21 protein-coding genes are annotated in these 20,666 nt (G+C 51.8%); 17 read left to right on the top strand and 4 right to left on the bottom strand.

Annotated elements, in window-relative coordinates:
- Nucleotide 1: 1 nt before the first annotated feature.
- The 4 genes from rpiA (at nucleotide 2) to PRECH8_RS04520 (ending at nucleotide 1,915) form a co-directional block, all read left to right on the top strand.
- Nucleotides 2–676, top strand: a complete 675-nt coding sequence (gene rpiA, locus PRECH8_RS04535) for a ribose-5-phosphate isomerase RpiA (RefSeq protein ID WP_200965911.1) — start codon at nucleotides 2–4, stop codon at nucleotides 674–676.
- Between the two features lie 111 nt (nucleotides 677–787).
- Complete coding sequence (locus tag PRECH8_RS04530; protein ID WP_200965910.1) at nucleotides 788–1,183, top strand: hypothetical protein; 396 nt, start codon at nucleotides 788–790, stop codon at nucleotides 1,181–1,183.
- Between the two features lie 65 nt (nucleotides 1,184–1,248).
- Complete coding sequence (locus tag PRECH8_RS04525; protein WP_200965909.1) at nucleotides 1,249–1,641, top strand: VOC family protein; 393 nt, start codon at nucleotides 1,249–1,251, stop codon at nucleotides 1,639–1,641.
- Nucleotides 1,642–1,660: 19 nt separating this feature from the next.
- Nucleotides 1,661–1,915, top strand: coding sequence for a GNAT family N-acetyltransferase (locus PRECH8_RS04520; protein WP_200965908.1), 255 nt, complete (start codon nucleotides 1,661–1,663; stop codon nucleotides 1,913–1,915).
- Between the two features lie 166 nt (nucleotides 1,916–2,081).
- On the opposite strand, the gene PRECH8_RS04515 is transcribed toward PRECH8_RS04520, so the two are convergent.
- Both PRECH8_RS04515 and PRECH8_RS04510 read right to left on the bottom strand, forming a co-directional pair.
- Complete coding sequence (locus PRECH8_RS04515; RefSeq protein ID WP_200965907.1) at nucleotides 2,082–3,104, bottom strand: hypothetical protein; 1,023 nt, start codon at nucleotides 3,102–3,104, stop codon at nucleotides 2,082–2,084.
- Nucleotides 3,105–3,123: 19 nt separating this feature from the next.
- Entirely contained in the window at nucleotides 3,124–4,497 is a 1,374-nt protein-coding gene (locus tag PRECH8_RS04510) for an MBOAT family O-acyltransferase (protein ID WP_200965906.1), read from the bottom strand.
- A 210-nt stretch (nucleotides 4,498–4,707) separates the two neighbouring features.
- Between PRECH8_RS04510 and PRECH8_RS04505 the strand changes: the two genes are divergently transcribed.
- Nucleotides 4,708–5,244, top strand: a complete 537-nt coding sequence (locus tag PRECH8_RS04505; protein WP_200965905.1) for a dihydrofolate reductase family protein — start codon at nucleotides 4,708–4,710, stop codon at nucleotides 5,242–5,244.
- Nucleotides 5,245–5,355: 111 nt separating this feature from the next.
- Here the strand turns inward: PRECH8_RS04505 and PRECH8_RS04500 are convergent, their stop codons facing one another.
- On the bottom strand, nucleotides 5,356–6,381 hold the full coding sequence (locus PRECH8_RS04500; protein ID WP_200965904.1) for a LacI family DNA-binding transcriptional regulator: 1,026 nt from the start codon (nucleotides 6,379–6,381) through the stop codon (nucleotides 5,356–5,358).
- A gap of 268 nt (nucleotides 6,382–6,649) precedes the next feature.
- Here PRECH8_RS04500 and PRECH8_RS04495 point away from each other — a divergent pair, with 268 nt between their 5' ends.
- The 5 genes from PRECH8_RS04495 to PRECH8_RS04475 all read left to right on the top strand — a co-directional run bounded on the left by PRECH8_RS04495 (nucleotide 6,650) and on the right by PRECH8_RS04475 (nucleotide 12,786).
- A complete protein-coding gene (locus PRECH8_RS04495; RefSeq protein WP_200965903.1) occupies nucleotides 6,650–7,984 on the top strand; it encodes an ABC transporter substrate-binding protein in 1,335 nt (444 codons plus the stop codon).
- A gap of 75 nt (nucleotides 7,985–8,059) precedes the next feature.
- Entirely contained in the window at nucleotides 8,060–9,049 is a 990-nt protein-coding gene (locus PRECH8_RS04490) for a carbohydrate ABC transporter permease (RefSeq protein ID WP_200965902.1), read from the top strand.
- A gap of 12 nt (nucleotides 9,050–9,061) precedes the next feature.
- On the top strand, nucleotides 9,062–9,952 hold the full coding sequence (locus tag PRECH8_RS04485) for a carbohydrate ABC transporter permease (RefSeq protein ID WP_200965901.1): 891 nt from the start codon (nucleotides 9,062–9,064) through the stop codon (nucleotides 9,950–9,952).
- Nucleotides 9,953–10,092: 140 nt separating this feature from the next.
- A complete protein-coding gene (locus tag PRECH8_RS04480; RefSeq protein ID WP_200965900.1) occupies nucleotides 10,093–11,037 on the top strand; it encodes an MTP-1 family protein in 945 nt (314 codons plus the stop codon).
- 591 nt (nucleotides 11,038–11,628) lie between these two features.
- The gene (locus tag PRECH8_RS04475) at nucleotides 11,629–12,786 is read left to right on the top strand and encodes a Gfo/Idh/MocA family protein (RefSeq protein WP_200965899.1); all 1,158 of its coding nucleotides are present in this window, start codon (nucleotides 11,629–11,631) and stop codon (nucleotides 12,784–12,786) included.
- Between the two features lie 38 nt (nucleotides 12,787–12,824).
- Here the strand turns inward: PRECH8_RS04475 and PRECH8_RS04470 are convergent, their stop codons facing one another.
- Nucleotides 12,825–13,505 carry a Crp/Fnr family transcriptional regulator gene (locus tag PRECH8_RS04470; protein ID WP_200965898.1) on the bottom strand — a complete coding sequence of 227 codons (681 nt, stop codon included), beginning with the start codon at nucleotides 13,503–13,505 and terminating at the stop codon, nucleotides 12,825–12,827.
- A 154-nt stretch (nucleotides 13,506–13,659) separates the two neighbouring features.
- Between PRECH8_RS04470 and PRECH8_RS04465 the strand changes: the two genes are divergently transcribed.
- From PRECH8_RS04465 to PRECH8_RS04435, 7 genes are all read left to right on the top strand, one after another.
- Nucleotides 13,660–14,037 (top strand): 2Fe-2S iron-sulfur cluster-binding protein, encoded by a 378-nt coding sequence (locus tag PRECH8_RS04465; protein ID WP_242457435.1) that lies wholly within the window; start codon nucleotides 13,660–13,662, stop codon nucleotides 14,035–14,037.
- Between the two features lie 220 nt (nucleotides 14,038–14,257).
- Complete coding sequence (gene trxA, locus PRECH8_RS04460; protein WP_200965896.1) at nucleotides 14,258–14,584, top strand: thioredoxin; 327 nt, start codon at nucleotides 14,258–14,260, stop codon at nucleotides 14,582–14,584.
- A 181-nt stretch (nucleotides 14,585–14,765) separates the two neighbouring features.
- Nucleotides 14,766–15,086, top strand: coding sequence for a phasin family protein (locus PRECH8_RS04455; protein WP_200965895.1), 321 nt, complete (start codon nucleotides 14,766–14,768; stop codon nucleotides 15,084–15,086).
- Nucleotides 15,087–15,106: 20 nt separating this feature from the next.
- On the top strand, nucleotides 15,107–16,786 hold the full coding sequence (locus PRECH8_RS04450; protein ID WP_200965894.1) for an ABC1 kinase family protein: 1,680 nt from the start codon (nucleotides 15,107–15,109) through the stop codon (nucleotides 16,784–16,786).
- A gap of 414 nt (nucleotides 16,787–17,200) precedes the next feature.
- Nucleotides 17,201–18,775: an ABC transporter substrate-binding protein gene (locus PRECH8_RS04445; RefSeq protein WP_200965893.1), complete on the top strand. Its 1,575-nt coding sequence runs from the start codon at nucleotides 17,201–17,203 to the stop codon at nucleotides 18,773–18,775.
- Between the two features lie 45 nt (nucleotides 18,776–18,820).
- Entirely contained in the window at nucleotides 18,821–19,747 is a 927-nt protein-coding gene (locus tag PRECH8_RS04440; protein ID WP_200965892.1) for an ABC transporter permease, read from the top strand.
- Complete coding sequence (locus PRECH8_RS04435) at nucleotides 19,744–20,652, top strand: ABC transporter permease (protein ID WP_200965891.1); 909 nt, start codon at nucleotides 19,744–19,746, stop codon at nucleotides 20,650–20,652. Before PRECH8_RS04440 ends, PRECH8_RS04435 begins: the two co-directional genes overlap by 4 nt.
- Nucleotides 20,653–20,666 lie beyond the last annotated feature (14 nt).

Below are 20,666 nucleotides of genomic sequence, written 5' to 3'. Positions count from 1 at the left end.
AATGGATGCAAAACGAATCGCTGCTGAGCGAGCCGCAGACTACATACAGGATGGGATGGTCGTAGGTCTGGGAACGGGTTCGACGGCCTATTGGGCGATCCAGAGAATCGGACAGAGAGTGCAGGAAGGTCTGCGCATCCGAGCGATCGCAACATCCAATGCTTCGGAGAAGCAAGCAAAGGAACTCGGTATTCCACTGATCTCCTTTGCGGATGTACAGGAAATCGATCTTACGATCGATGGCGCCGATGAGGTGGATCCAAACTTTCAGCTTATCAAGGGCGGAGGAGGCGCTTTGCTGCGCGAGAAGATCGTCGCCTCTTCCAGCAGCAAGTTCATCGTCATCGTCGATGACAGCAAGCTGGTCGGACGGTTGGGACGCTTCCCATTGCCCATCGAGATCGTTCGCTTCGGTTATGAGGCGACGATTCATAAACTTCGCGAACTGGGCTGCGAACCGGTGTTGAGAGAAGTGGAGGGCAAGGCTTATATTACAGATAACGGCAATTATATCGTAGATGCATATTTTGGTGCAATCGCAGATCCTAAGGAGCTTGAATCGAAGCTCAATATGATCCCCGGTGTGGTGGAAAATGGACTGTTCGTGGATATGGCGGACCGGGTGATCGCAGGCAAACGGGACGGCGGAATTCTAGAACTTGAAAGACAGCGATGAAGCGGCAAAGTAAGCGTTGAGGGGATGATCCCTTTGATTCGAAGATATAAGACCAACTTGACGCCAAAAGAATGCAGGGCCAGGATCAGGGAGAACGTTGATCTCATCACCGTGGGGTTTTATGAGAAGTTCCTTGGCTGGACCCTGCTCAACCTCTTTCTTATCAGCTATCGAAGCGGCAGGATCAGGTTCAGGGACCCCATTTTCAATAAAATCATCGGTACGATAAGACGAAAAAATGGGGTCACTTATGTCTGTTTTATGAAGTTTAGAGGGCTCACCGATCCCTTGTCCCTTCTTTTGGTTTTCCTTGGATCTTATTTTATCACCTGGATAGAAACAGAAGGGCAGCTGCAAGCGATGCAGGTGGCAGGGCTGTCTTTGTTATGCTGCCTGTTTGTGGGACTTCTTACCTTTGTTTTTACGAGTTTGCTGATCGAGGGGCAGGAAGGGGAAGAACGGCTCGTTGATTTTATCGAGGGACTGCTTGAACTGGAGCGGTTATGAAGCTCCCGGCATATCAATGGTTGCGGATATTCGTAAGTAAGTATTGAGAGAGCGGGTGATCAGGGATGAAAGTCACCGGTTTCAGCCATGTGACGATTCGGGTTAGTGACTTGGACAGGTCATTGGCCTTCTATTGCGATCAGCTGCACATGACCTTAAGACACAGAGGCCGGACGGATGCTTATCTGGAATGGGGCATTGCTTGGATCTGCCTCATTCAGAAGGAAGGAGCCGTAAGGGCCGGCGAAGATTCCTGCGGTGTTGATCACATTGCATTCTATATTGCTGAGGCAGATTTTCAAGATGTTGTGCAGCATCTGCGGGAACAGGGCATCCCCATCGTCAGAGGACCAGTGAAGCGGGGGCAAGGATGGTCCGTTAACTTCTTGGATCCGGACGGGACGCAGCTGGAACTCCACACTTCGACCTTGGATAAGCGGATGGAAGTTTGGGTGTGAGCAGCAGTGTATTGAGTTCATGAGGATTGTCATCTCGGACAAGGGGAGAGGATATGGCAGAGATGCCATAAGGCTTATTCAAACATATGTTTTCAATGAACTGCATGCACATCGTCTGTGGCTCGATGTCAAAGAACATAACCATAGAGCAAAAAATCTTTACGAGAGCCTCGGCTTCCGTTACGAGGGGATGCTGAGGGAGTGCATCAAGAGCGGAGATACCTACGAGTCCTTAATCATCATGGCGATCTTAAGAAGAGAATTCGCCAATTAGATGCAAGTAACAATATAATCACGACATAATAATCGCGATATATAGAAGGAGCAGCTGGACACCGTGAAACCGATCAAGATCCCGCGAGAAGACAAACAGCATATCATCGAGCATATGCCCGTTCATGGGAACCAACTGGTCCAATTAACCGTATTAAACGGAGGACTTATGATGTGAACTCCAACACTTGCCGCGTCAGATTCTCAGCATGCCGAGCAGCTTCTTCCGGACTTGAAAGCGGTGCTTCCTCCGCGATCGCATCGATGATCCACTCATTGATATAGGGAAAGTAATGGGCGATATCAAAATAATAGGAGATCTCGAAGGTGATCTCCTTACGGTCTTGGAAATCATAGATGCGTACATGATCGTATGGACTTAACAGCTCATAGATGGCCTTCTTCGTTGCTTCGACCTCCTGAATGTAGTCTTTGCTCTGTTTATGAGCGCGAATATTCCAATAGATCGAATAAGGCGGATAGAAGAAGATAAACTCGACATCAGGATGTTCAGCAACGACCGGCAGCACGTTCGTCTTAAATCCTTCCAACATGATCGAAGTTCGGTAGTTCGATTGGGTGACGGCATTGGGAATATCGATCAGCTCATTCGCTTCTTCAATGGTCATCGGTTGCCGATCAAAGCCGAATTTGAAGACCATCTCTGCAACTCTGTGCTCAGGCGATGGATCTTTCATGATATCGATAAATCGCTCATAAGGATACAAGCTGAACAGATACTTTACATCATTCCATGGATTTTGATCCCAAAGGTGATGGGGGAACGGGTTCTGTTCATCCTCCACCGCATAGGGTGGCTGCGCTAAGCTGTAGAAGTTCAGTTCCCAGATGACGGTTTTGAGGGATTTCTCCGACAACGCCAGCTTAGCTGCGAGATATTGTTCCCGCGCCGTAGCCGCGGGGATCGCGGCGTTGAAACTTTTGGTCTTCAGCTTCTCATCCACATAGGACTCCACAAAATTCCGCGACATCGAAGTCCCGACCAGCAGTGTTTCATAATCCAGATGTTTGATCATGCCGGGCAGTTGGAAACGGGCATTAGTCGAATATACGGGTTCATAAAGCTTCGGCATCCTGTAGAGATACAGCGGATCGAGAATATAGGTCATCAGCATGACCAGCAAGGCTGCAGCGGCGATGCTGATCAGATACAAACGGAATGACTTCATGACAGCCTCCCAGTCTCACCTAGAATTGGAAGTACAGAAATTCGCTGACGCGATTCAGAAACAAAAGTGATAGCACCGATGCCGCGGCAGCGATGATGATCGTTCGCGCCGGTAATATCGGTTCGGTGATCAAGCGATTGGAATTGCTTGCGGCCAAACAAATCCATAAGAAGATCAGCAGGGTGATGATCTCTGGAAGATGGCCGGTGATCATCGTCAGATTCAGATGATGTACAGACAGCATTCTCTTCAAGATGAACAGTGCATCCGAGATGGAATCCGCCCGGAAGAACACCCAAGCAGCGTTGACGAACAGGAACGTGATGCACCAAGCTAAGGAGCGATGCAGACGGAAGCCGTATCGTTTCCAGAGACGATACACCACCGATGCAGCTCCATGCATAAACCCCCACAGGATGAACGTCCAGCCTGCGCCGTGCCATATACCGCTTAAGAGGAAGACGATCAGGATATTGGTATAAGGTCTTATGATGCCATGGCGGCTTCCTCCCAGAGGGATATAGAGATAGTTGGTCAGGAAGCGGTTCAGCGTCATGTGCCAGCGTTTCCAGAAATCTTGGATCGTCAGCGCCTGATAAGGTGAATCGAAGTTTATCGGCAGCCGTATGTTGAACAGCAGGGCTGCACCGATCGCCATGTCGCAATAGCCGCTGAAATCAAAATACAACTGAAAGGTATAGGCCAGAGAAGTGATCCAGCTTTCGACGAAGGTCAGCTGTTCCGGCCGGCTGAACCCGTCATTCGCCCATATCGCGAAAGAATCGGCGACGGCGGCTTTTTTGAACAAGCCGATGAAGAAGAGAAACAGACCTCGGTTTAGATGCTCACCGAACAATCGGCTGCCGGCACGGCGAAACTGCGGGATCATCTCCTTCTGCTGCACGATCGGCCCGGCGATGAGCTGCGGGAAGAAGGTGACAAACAGGGCATAGTCCAGTAAGTTATACGGAACGGTATCGCCTCTGTACACATCGACCAAGAAGGCGATCTGCTGGAAGGTATAGAAGCTGATCGCTAAGGGCAGCACGATGTTTACAACCGGCATGTTCAGCCCGGACAGCTGATGTATCGTCTCCAAGAAGAAACCGGCGTATTTGTAGTAAGCCAGCAGCCCCAGGTTGATGATGATCCCGAAGACCAGCAGGGGCTTGCTCCGCTTCTTCTCCAGTCCCTTGCCAATGACGAAGTTAATGACCAGAGAGAACAGGATCAGCGGCAGGTAAGCGGGATTCCAATACCCATAGAAAAACAAAGAAGCGAGCACAAGCCAAACCATGGCAGCGCTGACCAGCCTGAAAGATTGCAGGAAGATATAAAGCAGCCAAACAGCTGGCAAGAAAAGAAAAATATATTCGTAGGAATTAAACAGCATAACGAAATCGTCCCTTATCAAAATCCTGTTGACCGTACCAAAGGAAATAGAGATACCCCCTGCAGTCTCCAGACACGGATAAACATGAGACTACAAGAAGGGTTATCCATTTAATTTCTACATTATAACTAGAAATCCTTCTATATCCCTGTAATGAGATTAACATCCTATACGATTAGCGTACTGAAAACGATCATAGGAGATGATGAGATGAGAAGATTGCGTTACCAGGTGGCATGCAGTTTGGACGGCTATATCGCAGATCCAAACGGCGGATTTGATTGGATTATCCCTGAGCCGGCCTTTGACTTCAATGCTTTGTTAGCTCAGTTTGATACCCTGCTGATGGGGAGGAAAACCTATGAGACGATCATTCGCTCGGGGGTGGAGCTGCCGGATAAGCGCATCATCGTTGCCTCGCGGTCCTTTCGGCAAGAGGATCATCCTGAAGCAGAGATCATCCATGATAGGCTGAAGGAACGCGTTCATGAGCTGCTTGAGCAGCCCGGGAAGGATGTGTGGCTATACGGCGGGGGAGAGCTGCTGTCCCAGCTGCTGGCTTGGGATCTTGTCGATACAGTGGAACCGGCGATCATCCCCATCCTGCTTGGAGACGGAGTGCCGATGCTGGCGAAGAACGGGGTGCACCGCCGGCTGAACTTCGTTCGGCAGCAGACTTATCCAAGGGGAATGGTGCTCCTTGAGTATGAGGTCCAGAAGGAGAGGGACCAGCGGACGGAGATGTGAGGGTTACAGAGAGATATGAGAAAGCGAAGCTCGATTTCCGCACAGAAGCGAACGGTGATGCGGAAGAGCTTCGCTTTTTTTGCTGACATAGTATGGACACCAAATGCACACTTACTGGTTCTTTAGCGCAAACTTCGAACGAGCGGTGGAATCCCGTTCGATCAGACGAGCCGGCAGATGAATCTCGTAATGGACTTCATCCGGATGCTGCACCCGCCACATCAGCTGTGAGAAGGCTTTGTTCGCATAGGCGGAAAGATCGATCTCCATCGTCGTGATCTTCGGGTCGGAGATCTGTGAGAAAACGTTGTTGTCGAAGCCGAAGATCGAGATGTCGTCGGGGATGTGATAGCCCATCTTCTTCAATGTTGAACATACATAATAGCTGTATCCGTCACTCAAACAGAACCACGCTTCCGGGATGTCATCCAGGGAGGTTAACAGCTCTTCGATCGTCTGTTGGTCTTGATGCACGTCGATGAACATCCATTCGCTCCGCGGCTCGATCCCGTGCTCTCTCATCGCCAGCTTATAGCCTTCCCAGCGCTCTTGATAGCTGGACGAAAAAGCTACGTCTCCAATGACAGCCACCCGCTCGTGATCGAGATCCAACAGATACTTGACCGCCTTGTATGCTCCAAAGCGGTTGTTCGTCAGCACGGCGTCGGCTGCGATCCCAGGATGATGGTGATCGATCAGCACCGTCGGGATGCCCTGGTCGATGACCTTATTGATGTATTCGGTGCTGATCGGCGACAGGATGAGAATGCCGTCGACGCTCTTATCTTGGACAAAAGATGGCAACGTCAGGCGATCCCGGTCGTCCGCAGTGATGGATTGGAGGACCAGACGGATGCCGTGGCGCTGTGCTTCCCGTTCGATCGATAGATAGATGTCGCCGAAGAAGGATTTGATATCGAAGGCAGCTTCCGAGACAATCACACCCACCCTTTGGATGGTCTTGCTGCGGGAAGGTCTCCTCTGCGTATAGCGATATCCCATCTCTTCAGCGGTTTGGATGACTTTACGCCTCGTCTCTTCACTGACACCGGATTTGCCCGACAGGGCTTGGGATACGGAATTCTTCGAAATATTCAGCCTGTCCGCAATGTCCTGCATGTTGATCCTCTTCTTCATCTACAACCTCACCCAGACCAATGTTCTGTCACGTTACAAAATACTATACAAGATAAGAAAGATAAAGTAAATGCAATACTTTCCCCACTGCCGGAATCTTGCAACGTTTAAAGTTAAGCATGACAACAACTTGACAAACATATTATATAGGGATAATAATTATACATGTAATCCATCTGTAACGTTACACAAACAAATACATAACCATATAGTCATGTATTTGTAATGTTTCGCAGATGGAATAACATCAATAGAGGGGGCATCAGAGATGAAGAGAAAATGGTTGTCAATGCTGGTGATGGTCATGCTGGTGTCGATGTTCCTTGCAGCCTGCGGGAATAACAGCAACACCGGCAGCAGCGGAGCAGAAGGCGATCCATCTGCCTCATCCGGGTCCTCTAACGGCGATAAAGTGACCATCCGCTTAGCCACATGGGCGGGTGAAGGAGAATCGAAGGAGCTTCAAGAGATCCTTGATCGATTAAATGAACAGTCCGATACGTATGAGATTGTGCAAGAGTCCAATCCATCGGAATACGATACGCGCATCATCACGCAGTTATCCGGCGATTCCGGTCCGGATCTGATCTGGCTGAATGCACAGCGTGCGGCACAATTCGCAGCACAAGGAATTCTGTTAGACATTACAGATTACTTGACGGATTCCGATCATCCTGCAGCTCAGACCGATGATTACTACGAAGCATCTCTGCAGCCATTCACCAGAGATGAGCGGCTCTACGGCCTGCCGTGGATTCAACAGCCGGTTATGCTCTATGTGAACAAAGCAAAGTTTGACGAAGCCGGTCTCAACTATCCGGATGAGAGCTGGACTTGGAATGAGTTCGTGGCAGCAGCCGAGCGTCTCACGATTGATGCGAACGGCAACCATGCCGGGGAAGAGGGTTTTGATGAAAGTCAAGTCCATCAATGGGGATTCACTCTGAACGGCTGGCCGCCGGTACAGATGTTCATCTGGCAGAACGGCGGTGAAGTCATCTTGGAAGACTTCAGCGAGTCGCCGATCGATACGCCGGAAGCCGTTGAAGCGGTGAAGTTCTATGCCGACCTTATCCAAAGTCCAGTCACCCCATCGCAGCAGATCATCAGAGACCGCGGTTTCGATCAGATGTTCCGTGATGGACAAGTCGCCATGTTCATGGGAGGAGCTGCAGACAACTTAGATTCTACGATCGACCATGTAGAGGCCTTTATGGTTCCGGCAGGACCGAAGGACATCAAAGCGACGTTCGCAGACGTCCTGGGCATGGCAGTCAATGTGAAGACGAAGCATCCGGAAGAAGCGGTACAGGCACTGCTGGACCTGACGGATGCGATCCATCACTGGAAGATCATGCCGCCGCGTCAATCTCTGTCCGACCTTTCCACCTTGCAGGAGATGCATCCGGAGAAGGCCCACTCTCTTGAGGCGATTATCGCATCGATGGAGTTTGCCAAACCTTATCGTTACTTCGAGAATTATCCGGAATGGGACAATGTCTTCTGGACACAACTGATGGATCCGATCATCAACGGCGGTGAGGATCCAGAAACATTGATTCCAAATGTCAAACCTCTGTTAGATGAGACATTACAACCATAATCAAACGAAGTGGAGAGGAGGCAGATGCGGGTCTGCCTCCTCTTGTCATGATGGGAGACAGAAAGGAGATTCCGAATGGGAACATATATCGATACGCTGGTGAGGTGGGTTATCACCCCGCTGCTCCTCACCATCGCGGCTGTGATCCTGTATGCTGTCCTGCGGGCGCTTCGCTGGTCGAAGCGGCAGGCGTTGGGGCTGGCTATCATCTCACCTTGGATCATCGGCTTCATCGGCTTCACCGCCTATCCGCTCTTGCATTCCTTATGCTTGAGTTTTACGAAATCCAATATCTTCGGAGGGAGCGAGTGGGTCGGACTGGATAACTATATCCGGCTGTTTACGAAGGATATCGAATTTTGGAAATCCGTCCGCATCACGCTGCTCTATGCTTTGCTTTCCATGCCGATCGGTGTGATCGGCGCCTTGCTGCTGGCGATCTTGCTGAACAATCAGATCAAGGGCATCGGAACCTTCCGTACGATCTATTTCATGCCGGCTGTCCTGCCTGAGGTAGCCGTTGCCCTCCTGTGGCGCTGGATGTTTAACAGCGAAAGCGGCATAATCAATCATGCCATCTCGCCGATCCTGCACTTAACGGGTTCCCCGGCGCCGGACTGGTTCGGCGATGCCGATTATGTGCTGATCGCCTTTATCATCATGAGCGTCTGGGGGATCTTCGGCACGAACACCGTGGTCTTCCTTGCGGGATTGCAAGGGGTGCCGAAGAGCCTGTATGAAGCGGCGGAGATCGACGGCGCCACCGGCCTTCGCAAGTTCTGGCATATCACCGTGCCGCAGATCTCGCCGGTGATCCTGCTGCAGGTCATCATGGGGATGATCGGCGCTTTGCAAGTTTTCACGATCGCTATGTTTGTCCGGCCGACTTCAGCGGCTGGCAAGTTTATGAACCAGCTGGTCTACGAGAGGGGATTCACCCAGTTGAAGATGGGCGAAGCCTCGGCTGTAGCGTGGGTGCTGTTCATCATCATCTTGTTCTTAACCCTGTTAATCTTCCGTTCCAGTCCGGCATGGGTTCACTATGAATCAGAGATGCAGCGCTAGGGAGGTGAGAGGATGAACACCATACTTGCAAGTGTGCGGGCGCAGCAGCAAGCGGCAGCAGCCATCAGACCGCTGCGCCGGTTCAGAAGATTGCTGCTTTATCTCGTCGTGATCTCGATCGCCGCGGTCGTATTGCTGCCCTTCTTGTGGATGTTGTCTACGGCATTAAAAGACGGCAGCGATGTCTTCGCTTGGCCGCCCAAGTGGATCCCCAACCCGCCGATGTGGAGGAACTTCATCGATGCCTGGACGGCGATGCCCTTCGACCGCTATCTGATGAACACGCTGTATATCGTCGTGCTGGGAATGATCGGCGAGCTGAGCAGCGCAACGATCGTCGCTTATGGGTTTGCGCGCTTTCAATTCCCCGGTCGGGATGTGATTTTCCTGATCTTGCTGGCAACGATGATGCTGCCTTTCCATGTCACGTTGATTCCAACCTATCTCATCTGGCAAGCCTTCGGCCTTACGGGGGAGTTTGATCCGCTGGTCCTGCGCACATGGACGGCGTGGGGACCGTTTTATGTTTTCTTATTAAGGCAGTTCTTCATGACCATCCCCCGCGATCTCGATGATGCGGCGGAGATGGATGGGGCGAATGCCTTCCAGACATTCTATCATGTGTTGCTGCCGCAGATCAGGCCGGCGCTGCTCGCCGTTGCAATCTTCGCTTTCCGCGGTTATTGGAACGACTTCCTCGGTCCATTGATCTACCTTACCGATATGAATCAATATACGATGAATGTCGGAATGTACTTCTTCATGGGCGGCATAAATGAAGCGCCGAAGTGGAATTATCTGATGGCGATGTCGATCGTCGTGGCGCTGCCGGTATTGATCCTGTTTTTTGCAGCGCAGCGATATTTTATAGAAGGGATTACGTTTACTGGGATCAAAGACTGATCTTGCATTGATTTGCACACGGAAATTTCACTGTTTGACCTTCGTTACCCTATTGCTATATTTGCAGAATCGAATAAAATGGTGTTTACCAAAGTATAATTCTATTTGAGCATCAATAGGAGTGGGAGGGTCGAACCGGTATGGTTCAGTTGACCAACAGCGGTACGAAGTCGTGTACGGTGCTGCTGGAGGATTTCAGACAGAGAGGGCATAAGCCATTGCATGCGGAGAAGATCATCTTCGATCAGGTGAATGAGCGGGATGTGTACAATATCACCGCGCCCTTCGAAGATGAGGGAGAGACGGTAATCGCCGGACGCGTGGAACATCGCGACAGTGAAGTGTCGGAGGTGCACTTCTTCGTCAACCGCAACGGTGTATGGGTGCCGCGGGAGAATGCGCCGGTGTTTGCCTTGCAGGACCCGTTCTACACGAAGATCAACGGCGAGCTGATCGTGGGCGGGGTGGAGACCTTCTCGCATCCGGAGAAGGAAGGCATGTTGAACTGGAGGACCGTCTTCTACAGGGGAGCGAGCCTCTCGCAATTAGAGCGGTTCTTCGTTGGACCGGATGCGATGAAGGACCTGCGACTCGTCCAACTGGCAGACGGTTCCATCGGCGTCTTCACAAGACCGCAAGGGGTTAAGGGCGGCCGCGGGAAGATCGGCTATACCAATGTCCCATCTTTGGACAACCTGTCACATGAAGTGATCGATGAAGCACCGATTCTGGAAGGGTTAATCCACGAGGATGAATGGGGAGGGTGCAATGAGATTCATCTTCTCCCGAATGGTCTGCTTGGTGTACTGGGCCATATCGCGCGTTTCGGAGAGGCGGGCAAGCGCCATTATTATCCGATGGTATTCGTGTTTAACCCCTATAACCGAACCTTGAGCGATGTAGAGATTATCGCGGAGCGAGCGAACTTCGTCGTAGGACCGGCGAAGCGCGATGATCTGGTCGACGTCGTATTCAGCGGCGGGCTTGTGCGCCATCCCGACGGAACGGCTGATCTCTACGCGGGGACCAGCGACGCGGAAGCGCAGAAGCTTCGCATCATCGATCCCTTCGCCAAATATGTATAAGTTCAAGATAGAGTACATGTTGTGAGCATATAATGAACTCCTGCAACAAGTGCAGGAGTTTTTGTATGTTCGGAATATTACAAGGTAACGCCGTCTTTGAAGATCGAGATCTCCCGGTAGCCGTTCTGCTCGTTTATAATGGATTACACATCAATAGGTTGTGAAAAGTATCACAAACTTAAAAGGTAAATCGCATATTATCAAAAAAATCGTGACGCTTCATGTCCTGCCTCTTCATCACACAGATTGTACAGGGGCACATTCAAGATCTAAGTATTCCCAATTAATTGGGATTCACTTATAATGAGGGTGTCTGTACTAGAATCAAGGAGTCCTGTCTTTAGATATGAACCTATCATCTTACTAATCTCAGACTATGGTCGGTAATCATCCTCCCATTCATAGAACCATCTTATAAGCAGCGGATACAGCGGGTACGGTTGCCCTGCGGAGGTTCCTAAGCTTCCGGGGTTTGAGCGAACATTGGGAGGTGTTATTATGACGATGAATGTAAGCGCTTAATATAGGGATCAGATGGCGGTTGGTTCGGGATGTTCAGATAACGGTATATCAAGATAGGGGGATGACATTATGTTAAAAGTCGCCGTGATCGGGGCGGGCATCATCAGTTGCGCGCATGTTGAAGGTTATCTCCGTTTCCCGGATCGGTGCAAGATTGTTGCGGTGTGCGATATCTTCGAACAGGAAGCGAAGCGCCTGATAGCGCAGTATAAATTGAAGGATGCGATATCTTGTGTTGATTATAAAGCGCTCATCGATATGGACATCGATCTCGTCTCGATCTGTACGCCGACCTATACGCATGCAGCGATCGCGGCAGAGATGCTGCGCAGCGGCAAACATGTCCTGGTGGAAGAGCCGATGGCAGCTTCACTGGAGGAGTGCGATGCGATGATCACAGCGGCCGAAGAGAGCGGGAAGATCCTGTCGGTGGTCGCACAGCATCGGTTCCGGACGCCGATCATGAGACTGAAGTCGGTGCTGAACTCCGGGATGATCGGCAAGGTGGTGCATGCTCAAGTCGATTCCTTATGGTGGAGAGGATACTGCTACTATGAGCTTTGGTGGCGAGGTGCTTGGGAGAAGGAGGGTGGCGGCAGCACTCTAACCCACAGCTCCCATCACATCGATCTGCTGCTGTGGATGATGGGCAAACCTCTCGACGTTCAAGCAGTGATGGCGAATACCGCACATGATAATGCGGAAGTAGAAGATCTATCGATTACGATCCTTAGATTCCCGAACGGTTCCCTTGGGCAATTAACGAGTTCACTCGTCCACCACGGCGAAGCACAGCGGATGATCTTCCAAGGAACAGAAGCCTGTATCGCGGAGCCATGGCAGGTATCTGCGACGATCTCGAAGCCCAACGGCCTGCCCGAGCGGCATCCCGAGTTGGAGCAGCGCCTTAACGCTTACTATGAATCGCTCCCCAGTCTGCCCTATGAGCTGCATACCGGTCAGATCGATGATGTGCTCAGAGCGATCGAGCAAGGAACACGGGTGCTGGTAGACGGGGAAAGCGGCAAAGCAACGATGCAATTGATCACCGCTGTCTACAAATCCGCATCCCTTGGAACGAGAGTAACCCTGCCCCTGTCTGCGGATGATCCCTTCTATACGCGCAAAGGTTTGCTGTCGAATGTGCTTCAGTTCCATCGAAAACAACACACGCAGCCCGTGCCGGAACGAAGCATGAAAGCGAAAGAGCGCAGCAAGACATCATAGGATATGCTTATAGGCAAGACGGCAAGAAGGTGCGGCTGTCATTCCTGCCAAGTCTGCAAAGCTTCCATATCCAAGATGACGATTTCCGAGCGGGTGGATCGTATGATCTGTTTCTTCTTCAATTGGTTAAGCAGACGATTCACCGTTTCCCGTGTTGTTCCTATGGAGTTGGCCAATTCCTGATTCGTAATCGGAAGTTCGATGTGGATGTGATCGCCGCGTCGCTCACCTAATTTGTTCGCTAGTTGGTTCAAGAAGGTCAGGATTCTGCCATGCACATCGTGACCGGTGATTTGCTGGATCTTGAATTGGAGTTCATTGATCTTGGCTCCCATGACATCGATAAGGGATTTGGAGATGCTGGGGATATCCTCAATCAACTGTTCGAAGTAGCGCAGGGAGAGGATGATGAGCTGCGAGTCTACCAGGGCCTCTGCAGTGGCCGGATAAGGATCTTGGCTGAAGAATCCGGTGTGCGGGAACATCTCGCCGGATTGCAAGAGCGAGACGATGTGTTCATTGCCGTCCAGGTCTGTTTTGTAGGTTTTGACGAGCCCATCCTGCAGGAAATATACAGCATCCCGTTCAGCGCCTTCGTGGAAGATCACAGTTTTCTTCTTCACAGTCTTGAGTCTGGCGATCTGGGCGACTTGTTCCAATGCTTCCTCATCCAATTGATTAAAAATCGTTAACGAGCGGAGTGCCTCCTTCAGATCCATGTCGATGCCTGCCTCCTCGTCTGAAGGTGATGCCACCATTATACCGGATTGCCTTTTCCCAGTCCAAATCATCTTCACAGTTTGACATTTGTGCCTTCCGTGACGAGAATAGGGCTAGGACGAACTATAGGAGCAGCAAGAGAGGATGAGAGAGATGTTCTTACGTTGGTTTAATAGAAGGAAGCCGGCACAAGCGGAACAAACCCCGGAGCTGCAAGCAGAAGATAGTCAAGACGAGATCATCCAGCTGTCTGGAAGAACGAAGGAGCGATGGGTGAAACCGGTGATCGGCGCGACGATCCTGCAATTGGCAGATCAGAATAAAGTAGATTGGTACTCCAACTGCCGCAGAGGAACATGCGCCCGCTGCCGAAGCAAGGTGATCGAGGGGATGGAATACCTATCCGCGCCGAATGAAGCGGAGACGGCGCGGCTGGAACCAGAGGAGATCGAGCAGGGATATCGCTTGGGCTGCCAAGTGAAGGTGGAGAAGATCGGTCCCCTTAAGGTGAAGCACGCCCCCTATTTCTGAAGGTCTTCTGCATTGCAATGATCGATCATCATCTATAAGTGGAAAGCTGAAGCAGACCTCCCTTGTGCCTGACGGAACCGGGAGGTCTGTTTGTTGTCGACTATATTAGCAGGGATCAGGAGGGTGTATTGACATCTTTCAGAAACTCTTTTATTATTTATAATACATATAGGGGTATAAGTATAATAATTATGATGATAAAACTCGTGAGGTGATCAAGGTGACTATTGTGAATGCAACGGACCAAACTCTGGAATCGGTCATTAAGGAGAACCGCGTGGTACTGGTCGATTTTTGGGCGCCTTGGTGCGGTCCTTGCCGGATGCTGGCTCCCATCTTGGAGGATCTGGATCGGGAGATGGGGGATAAGGTGAAGATCGTCAAGGTGAATGTAGATATGAATCCCGTATCTGCGATTAAGTATCAGATCCAGGGGATCCCGGCTCTGAGACTCTTCGTCGACGGCAGGGAAGTTCAGAACATCGTCGGTGTTCAGCCGCTTCATATCTTGAAGCAAATGATCGCACCTTATGCTGCAGCAGTGTAAATCGCAGCATTCTATTAATCACTGTATCGGAAGATGAAGATATGCTATGATGCCGATTAAGCGAAAACCGCTCGCTTATCGGCATTTTTCGTTATACAATATGGATGAGCATGGAATATGGAGGAAATAATAGAGCGAGTATTATGCTCATGATCCTATCTTGCGCAAGGGAGTGATCGACATGAAGGATACCATGGATAAACTGCTGAGACTCGGCCTTGGCCTCGTGGCCGCCGGCAAGGAACAGATCGAGAAGACGGTCGAGGAACTGGTGGAGAAAGGAGAGCTCAGCCGGGCAGAATCTAAGGCTGTGGTGGATGAATGGCTGAAGAAAGGCGAAGATACGAAACAGCACATCGAGCGCTTGATCCAAGAGCGGCTGGATGCTCTGATCCAACAGGCGAACTTGGCGACCAAAGGGGAAATCGCTCGTTTGGAACAGCGGATCGCAGAGCTTGAAGAGAAGCTTGCAGATCGAAGCAGCGACGAATCAGCACAATAACGCAGAGGAGGCCGCCAATCATGCTTGCGGGCAGACGACTGCGCCGAATCAATCGTTATCGGAAGATCGCTATGGCTCTAGTAAGCAACGGCTTCGGACATCTCGTACAGCAGCTGGGGCTGTTCGAATGGATGCCGTCGTTGCGCCGCGAGCTTCACAAGGAACGAGATGCCAGCAGCAAGTCGCTTGGCGAGCGGCTGCGTTCCATCCTGGAGCAACTCGGACCGACATTCATCAAGATGGGCCAGCTTGCAAGCACCAGGCCAGATCTGATCCCGCATCATATCATTAAGGAATTGGAGAAGCTGCAAGACGATGTGCCGCCCTTTCCCTATGAAGAGGCAGTGAAGATCATCGAACAGGAATTGGGCGAACCCATCGATCAAATGTTTGCCGGCTTCGAGCGGGTACCCATGGCGAGTGCTTCGATCGGCCAGGTATACCGGGCTGAACTTCATGACGGCACGAAGGTGGCGGTCAAAGTTCAGCGGCCGAATATCGAGAAGACGATTGAAACGGACTTGGAGATCATCGCAGATTGGGTGAGACTGGCTGAGGCGAGACTGGAGTGGGCGAGGCGCTATCGGCTTCGCGAGATCGTCGAGGAGCTGTCCCGGGCGCTGCGGCAGGAAATCGACTATACGGCCGAGGCGCGCAACGGGGAGAAATTCGTCTATCAGAGCAAGTCCTGGGAACATGTCCATGTTCCGCAGATCTATTGGGATTATTGCACCAAACGCGTGCTTACGACGCAATACTATGAGGGCATCCCGCTGTCCGACATGGCGGCGATCGACCGCGCCGGCTATGATCGCAAGCTGATCGCAGAACGGCTAACTACGACGATCTTGCAGCAGATCCTCATGGAAGGGTTCTTCCACGGCGATCCGCATCCGGGCAATATCTTGGTGATGGACAATCAGGACTTGGTGCTGCTGGATTTTGGCATGGTAGGAAGACTTACGCCCTCGATGAAAAAATATTTCTCCCAATTCGTCATCGGCCTTCGCAACCAGAGCACGAAGGGCGTGATCCGCGCGATTACGAACATGGGCGTCGTGCCCGATGATGTGAACCGGGAACAGCTGTATGCGGATATCGACGAACTCAGGGAGAAATACTACAAAGTCCCGTTCAGCATCATCCGCCTCAGCGTGGCGGTGCAGGATATGTTCAACGTCGCATACCGCCATCAGATCAGCGTGCCGGTGGAACTCACCATGCTTGGCAAGGCGCTGCTTACCTTAGAAGGGGTCGTCTCCATGCTGGATCCGAATTTCAGTGTGTTCGATGTAGCTGAACCCTTCGGCAAGAGGCTCGTCAAGGAGCAGTTCAGCCCTAAGCGGCTGGCGCGGAGCTGGCTGGAGGATCTGCCGGAATATGTGGATATGATCTACGACATTCCGATGAGCGTGAAACAACTGATGACGCTCATCCGCAAGGGGCAGATCCGCATCGAATTATCTGCCCCGCAGGCGGATCAGATTATGAAGCGGCTGGACCGCATCAGCAACCGTCTCACGTTCAGCGTGATCATCCTTTCCTTAAGCATCGTGATGGTGGGGATCGTCGTAGGCATGTCCTTAAGCGATTCCGATGTGTTCTTATGGCGCTTCCCCGTGATCGAGATCGGTTTTATCGTCGTCCTGCTGCTCTTTACGTGGTTGATCCTCTCGATCTTTCGTTCGGGACGATTTTGACCGCGGTTTGGTCGTCAGCTTATGGAGCAGGGTAAGATCTTGGAGATTCTATCATCGATCGATCTATTGCGAAGGACAGTCTATTGGACTGTCTTTTTTTTTTGATGTAATTTCAACCAAATAAACATAAAATACCATCTCGCGAAACACCACGACATCCTGAAAACCTTCCATGTAAAGTTCGCTAAACCGCCAAACCGTTAGAACTACGATTCTAAACAGCCGTTACTCAACCAAAGTTGATGAACAACATGTTTATAAAATTTTTATAAATACTGATTGACGAATGCATGAACAGGTGATAAATTATTGTTTAACTTTTATGCGAACTAATCCGATTAGACAAGTATGATTAATCGGAAAGGTTCGATGAAGAGAACACCGAGTGCTGACTCAGCAAGGAGGAAACCAACCATGAAATCTACCAAAAACATCGCCTTAATGATTGGCCTGGCCTTGCTTCTGATCCTGGCAGGCTGCAGCGTCGCCAAGCAAGGAGCAGAGTCCAATGCGAACAATCAAGCAGAACAAGGGGAGTCGAATGCCGGATCAAACCATGCAGAACGCACGCTGGTTGTCGATCTGACGAACGAGCCGGCGAATCTGGATCCGGGCCTGAATTATAACTTCGACAGCTTCGCCGTATACCGCAACATCTTCGATAACCTGCTCAGCCGTGATCCGCAGACGGGCGAGATCAAACCGTGGATCGCCGAATCCTGGGAGCAGGAGTCGGAGACGGTGTGGACGTTCACGATTCGCGAAGGCGTGACGTTCACGAATGGAGACCCGCTTACGGCAGAAGACGTGGTCTTCAGCATCGAACGGATCTTGGATCCGGAGTTTAAGAGTCCGCAGGCGGCGAACTTCAATATCATCGCTTCGGCAGAGGCCGAGGGCAATGTCGTGAAGATCACAACGGAGAATCCAAGCCCAACCTTGCTCACAACGCTCGTCAATCTGAGCATCGTGCCGAAACATTATGTCACTGAGGTTGGCAATGAGGCGTTTAACTTGAATCCGATCGGCAGCGGCGCCTATCAGTTGGATAGCTGGAACCGCGGCACTTCGATCGTCTTGACGGCGAACGAGGACTATTGGAACGGCGCGCCGGAGATCGCCCGGGTGGAATTCCGTTTCGTTGCCAATATCGCAAGCCGCGTGGCTGACCTGCAATCGGGCAAAGCCGACATCATCACCGGCATCACAGCGGATGATGTGCCGACGATTGAAGCGAACAAGAAACTGCAAGTACTGTCCACGCCGACGGAGCGCCTTGGTTTCATCGCCTTCAATATGATCGATGATACGCCGACGAAGAATTCGCTTGTGAATAAGGCCGTTGCCTATGCGATTAATTATGAATCGCTCATCGACAATCTCTTGAACGGCTATGGTTCTCCGGTTACGCAAGTGCTCACGCCGCTGTCCTTCGGATATGACGAGACACGGCAAGGCTATCACTACGATCCGGAGAAGGCGAAGGAACTGCTGGCCGAGGCGGGCTACCCGGATGGGGTAACCCTGGAGCTGGCTACCTCGCAGAACTTCGACCAGCGCGTCGTACAGGCGATTCAAGGCGACCTGGCGAAGGTCGGCATCACAGTGAACATCAATCTCAGCGACCATCCGACCTTCCTTCAGAAGATTCAAGATCCTGAGCGCAAGTGGGGAAGCCTGCGCTACGGCATCTGGTCCTGCTCCTGCATGGATGCGGACGGCACGCTCTTCCCGCTGTTCCGTACGGGAACGATCTGGAGCGCGTATTCGAATCCGGAATATGATGCCCTGGTAGATGCCGCCAGAGCGACGACGGATCCGGAGGCAAGACAAGCACTCTACAGCGAAGCGCTGAAGATCTTGGAGGAAGATGTGCCGGGAATCGGCTTGTACCAAGTTCATGCCCTTTACGGGGCCACCAAGGACATCGAATGGCAGCCGGATGCCCAGGAGAATTTCTTCATCAGAGATATGAAGTGGGCTGAATAATTAAGCATCAAGAACTTTTTTGCGAACAGAGAGAAGTGATAGGTCATGTACTATGTCGTTCAGCGGATCGCACAAGCGCTTGTCTCGCTTCTGGGAGTGGCGACGATCATCTTCTTCATCCTGCGCCTGACGGGAGATCCAGTGCTCTTGATGGTTCCGCAAGATTCTACAGCTGAAGAAATCGAAGCCATGCGGGCAGCCCTTGGACTTGATCAGCCGCTGGGCAAGCAATATATCGACTATCTGAAGCAGATCCTGACCGGTGATCTGGGACGGTCCTATATCCAGAATGCACCCGTGAGCAAGCTGATCATGGAACGCATCCCCTACACCTTGGATCTGGCGGTGGCAGCCTTTATCTTGACGGTGATCATCGGTGTGCCGATCGGCATGCTGACCGCCGTCTATAAGGGGACTTGGGTGGAGCGGCTCTTCATGCCGCTTATCCTGATCGGGCAGAGCATGCCGGCTTTCTGGACGGGGATCTTGCTGATCATGTTCGTATCCGTGCGGCTGGGCTGGCTTCCGTCCTCAGGGGTTGACGGTCTCGAATCGCTTATCCTGCCGTCGATCACCCTCGCCTCGTTGTCGATCGCCACGGTGGCGCGGATGACCCGTTCGAGCCTGTTAGAACAATTGGGTCAGGACTATGTGCGGACGGCTCGTTCCAAAGGAGCGGGCACGCCGCGCATTCTTACCCGCCATCTGCTGCGCAATGCCAGCATCCCGATCCTTACGGTGCTCGGCATGGAATTTGCGAACCTGCTCGGCGGTTCGGTGATCACTGAGACGATCTTCGCTTGGCCGGGGCTGGGGCAGCTGACGATCCAAGCGATCCATGCGCGGGATTTCCCCGTGGTGCAAGCCGTGGTCATGCTGGGATCGGCCATCTATATCATCATCAACCTGCTCACGGATCTGCTCTATGGACTGGTGGATCCGAGGATTAAGCTGAGGAGAGACGCATCATGAATGAACCGATCACAAAGCACGGCAGCGGCGCGCTTTCAACCGGACCTGCGCGGAAATTGCGCTTCTCTCTGGCAGGCAAACATGGGATCGTGATCCTTCCGTTCCTGCTGGTTCTGTTGTTATTTGTCATCATTTCGTTCTTTCCGGGCTGGTTTGCCAAACATGATCCAACCTACACGGATCTGGCGCTTCGCCTGAAGGCACCCGGCTATGTTAGTGCGGACGGCGCCGCCTATATCTGGGGAACCGATGAGCTCGGACGCGACATCTACAGCCGCGTCATCCACGGCGCCCGCGTATCGCTGATCGTGGCTGTATCAGCGGTCTTGGTATCCGGTGTGCTCGGCGGTTTCTTGGGCATGATGGCCGGCTATTACCGCGGGGCAGTCGGTGCGGTCATCATGCGTCTGGCGGATATGCTCATGTCGATCCCATTCCTTCTGTTGGCGATCCTCACCGTGGCAGTCTTAGGACCGAAACTGATCAACCTCATCATCGTACTGGGCATCGTGCGCTGGCCGCGCTATGCCCGGGTTGCTTACAGCACGACCTTAGCTGCGGTCAATCGCGATTATGTCAAGGCAGCAGAGGCGCTGGGAGCAAGGCCGACGCGGCTCCTCTTCCTGCATATCCTGCCGGAGTTGATCCCGCCCCTGATCGTCGTGGCGACGCTGGAAGTGGGACTGATGATCCTCTTTGAAGCATCCTTATCCTTCATAGGTTTAGGCGTGCAGCCGCCGAATCCGAGCTGGGGATCGATGATGTCGACGGGCCAGCATTATGCGGCATCCGCTTGGTGGATCGCCACATTCCCCGGACTTGCGATCTTCCTGGTCGTATTGTCCTTCAATACGATCGGCGACTATATCCGTGATCGGCTCGATCCGAAGCACAAGAGTCGCTGAGACGAGCATGCAGG

It is taken from the genome of Insulibacter thermoxylanivorax, from assembly GCF_015472005.1.
Lineage (GTDB): Bacteria > Bacillota > Bacilli > Paenibacillales > DA-C8 > Insulibacter > Insulibacter thermoxylanivorax.
Note: the sequence above shows the minus strand (reverse complement) of the source record. Positions and strands in the feature narration are given on the sequence as shown.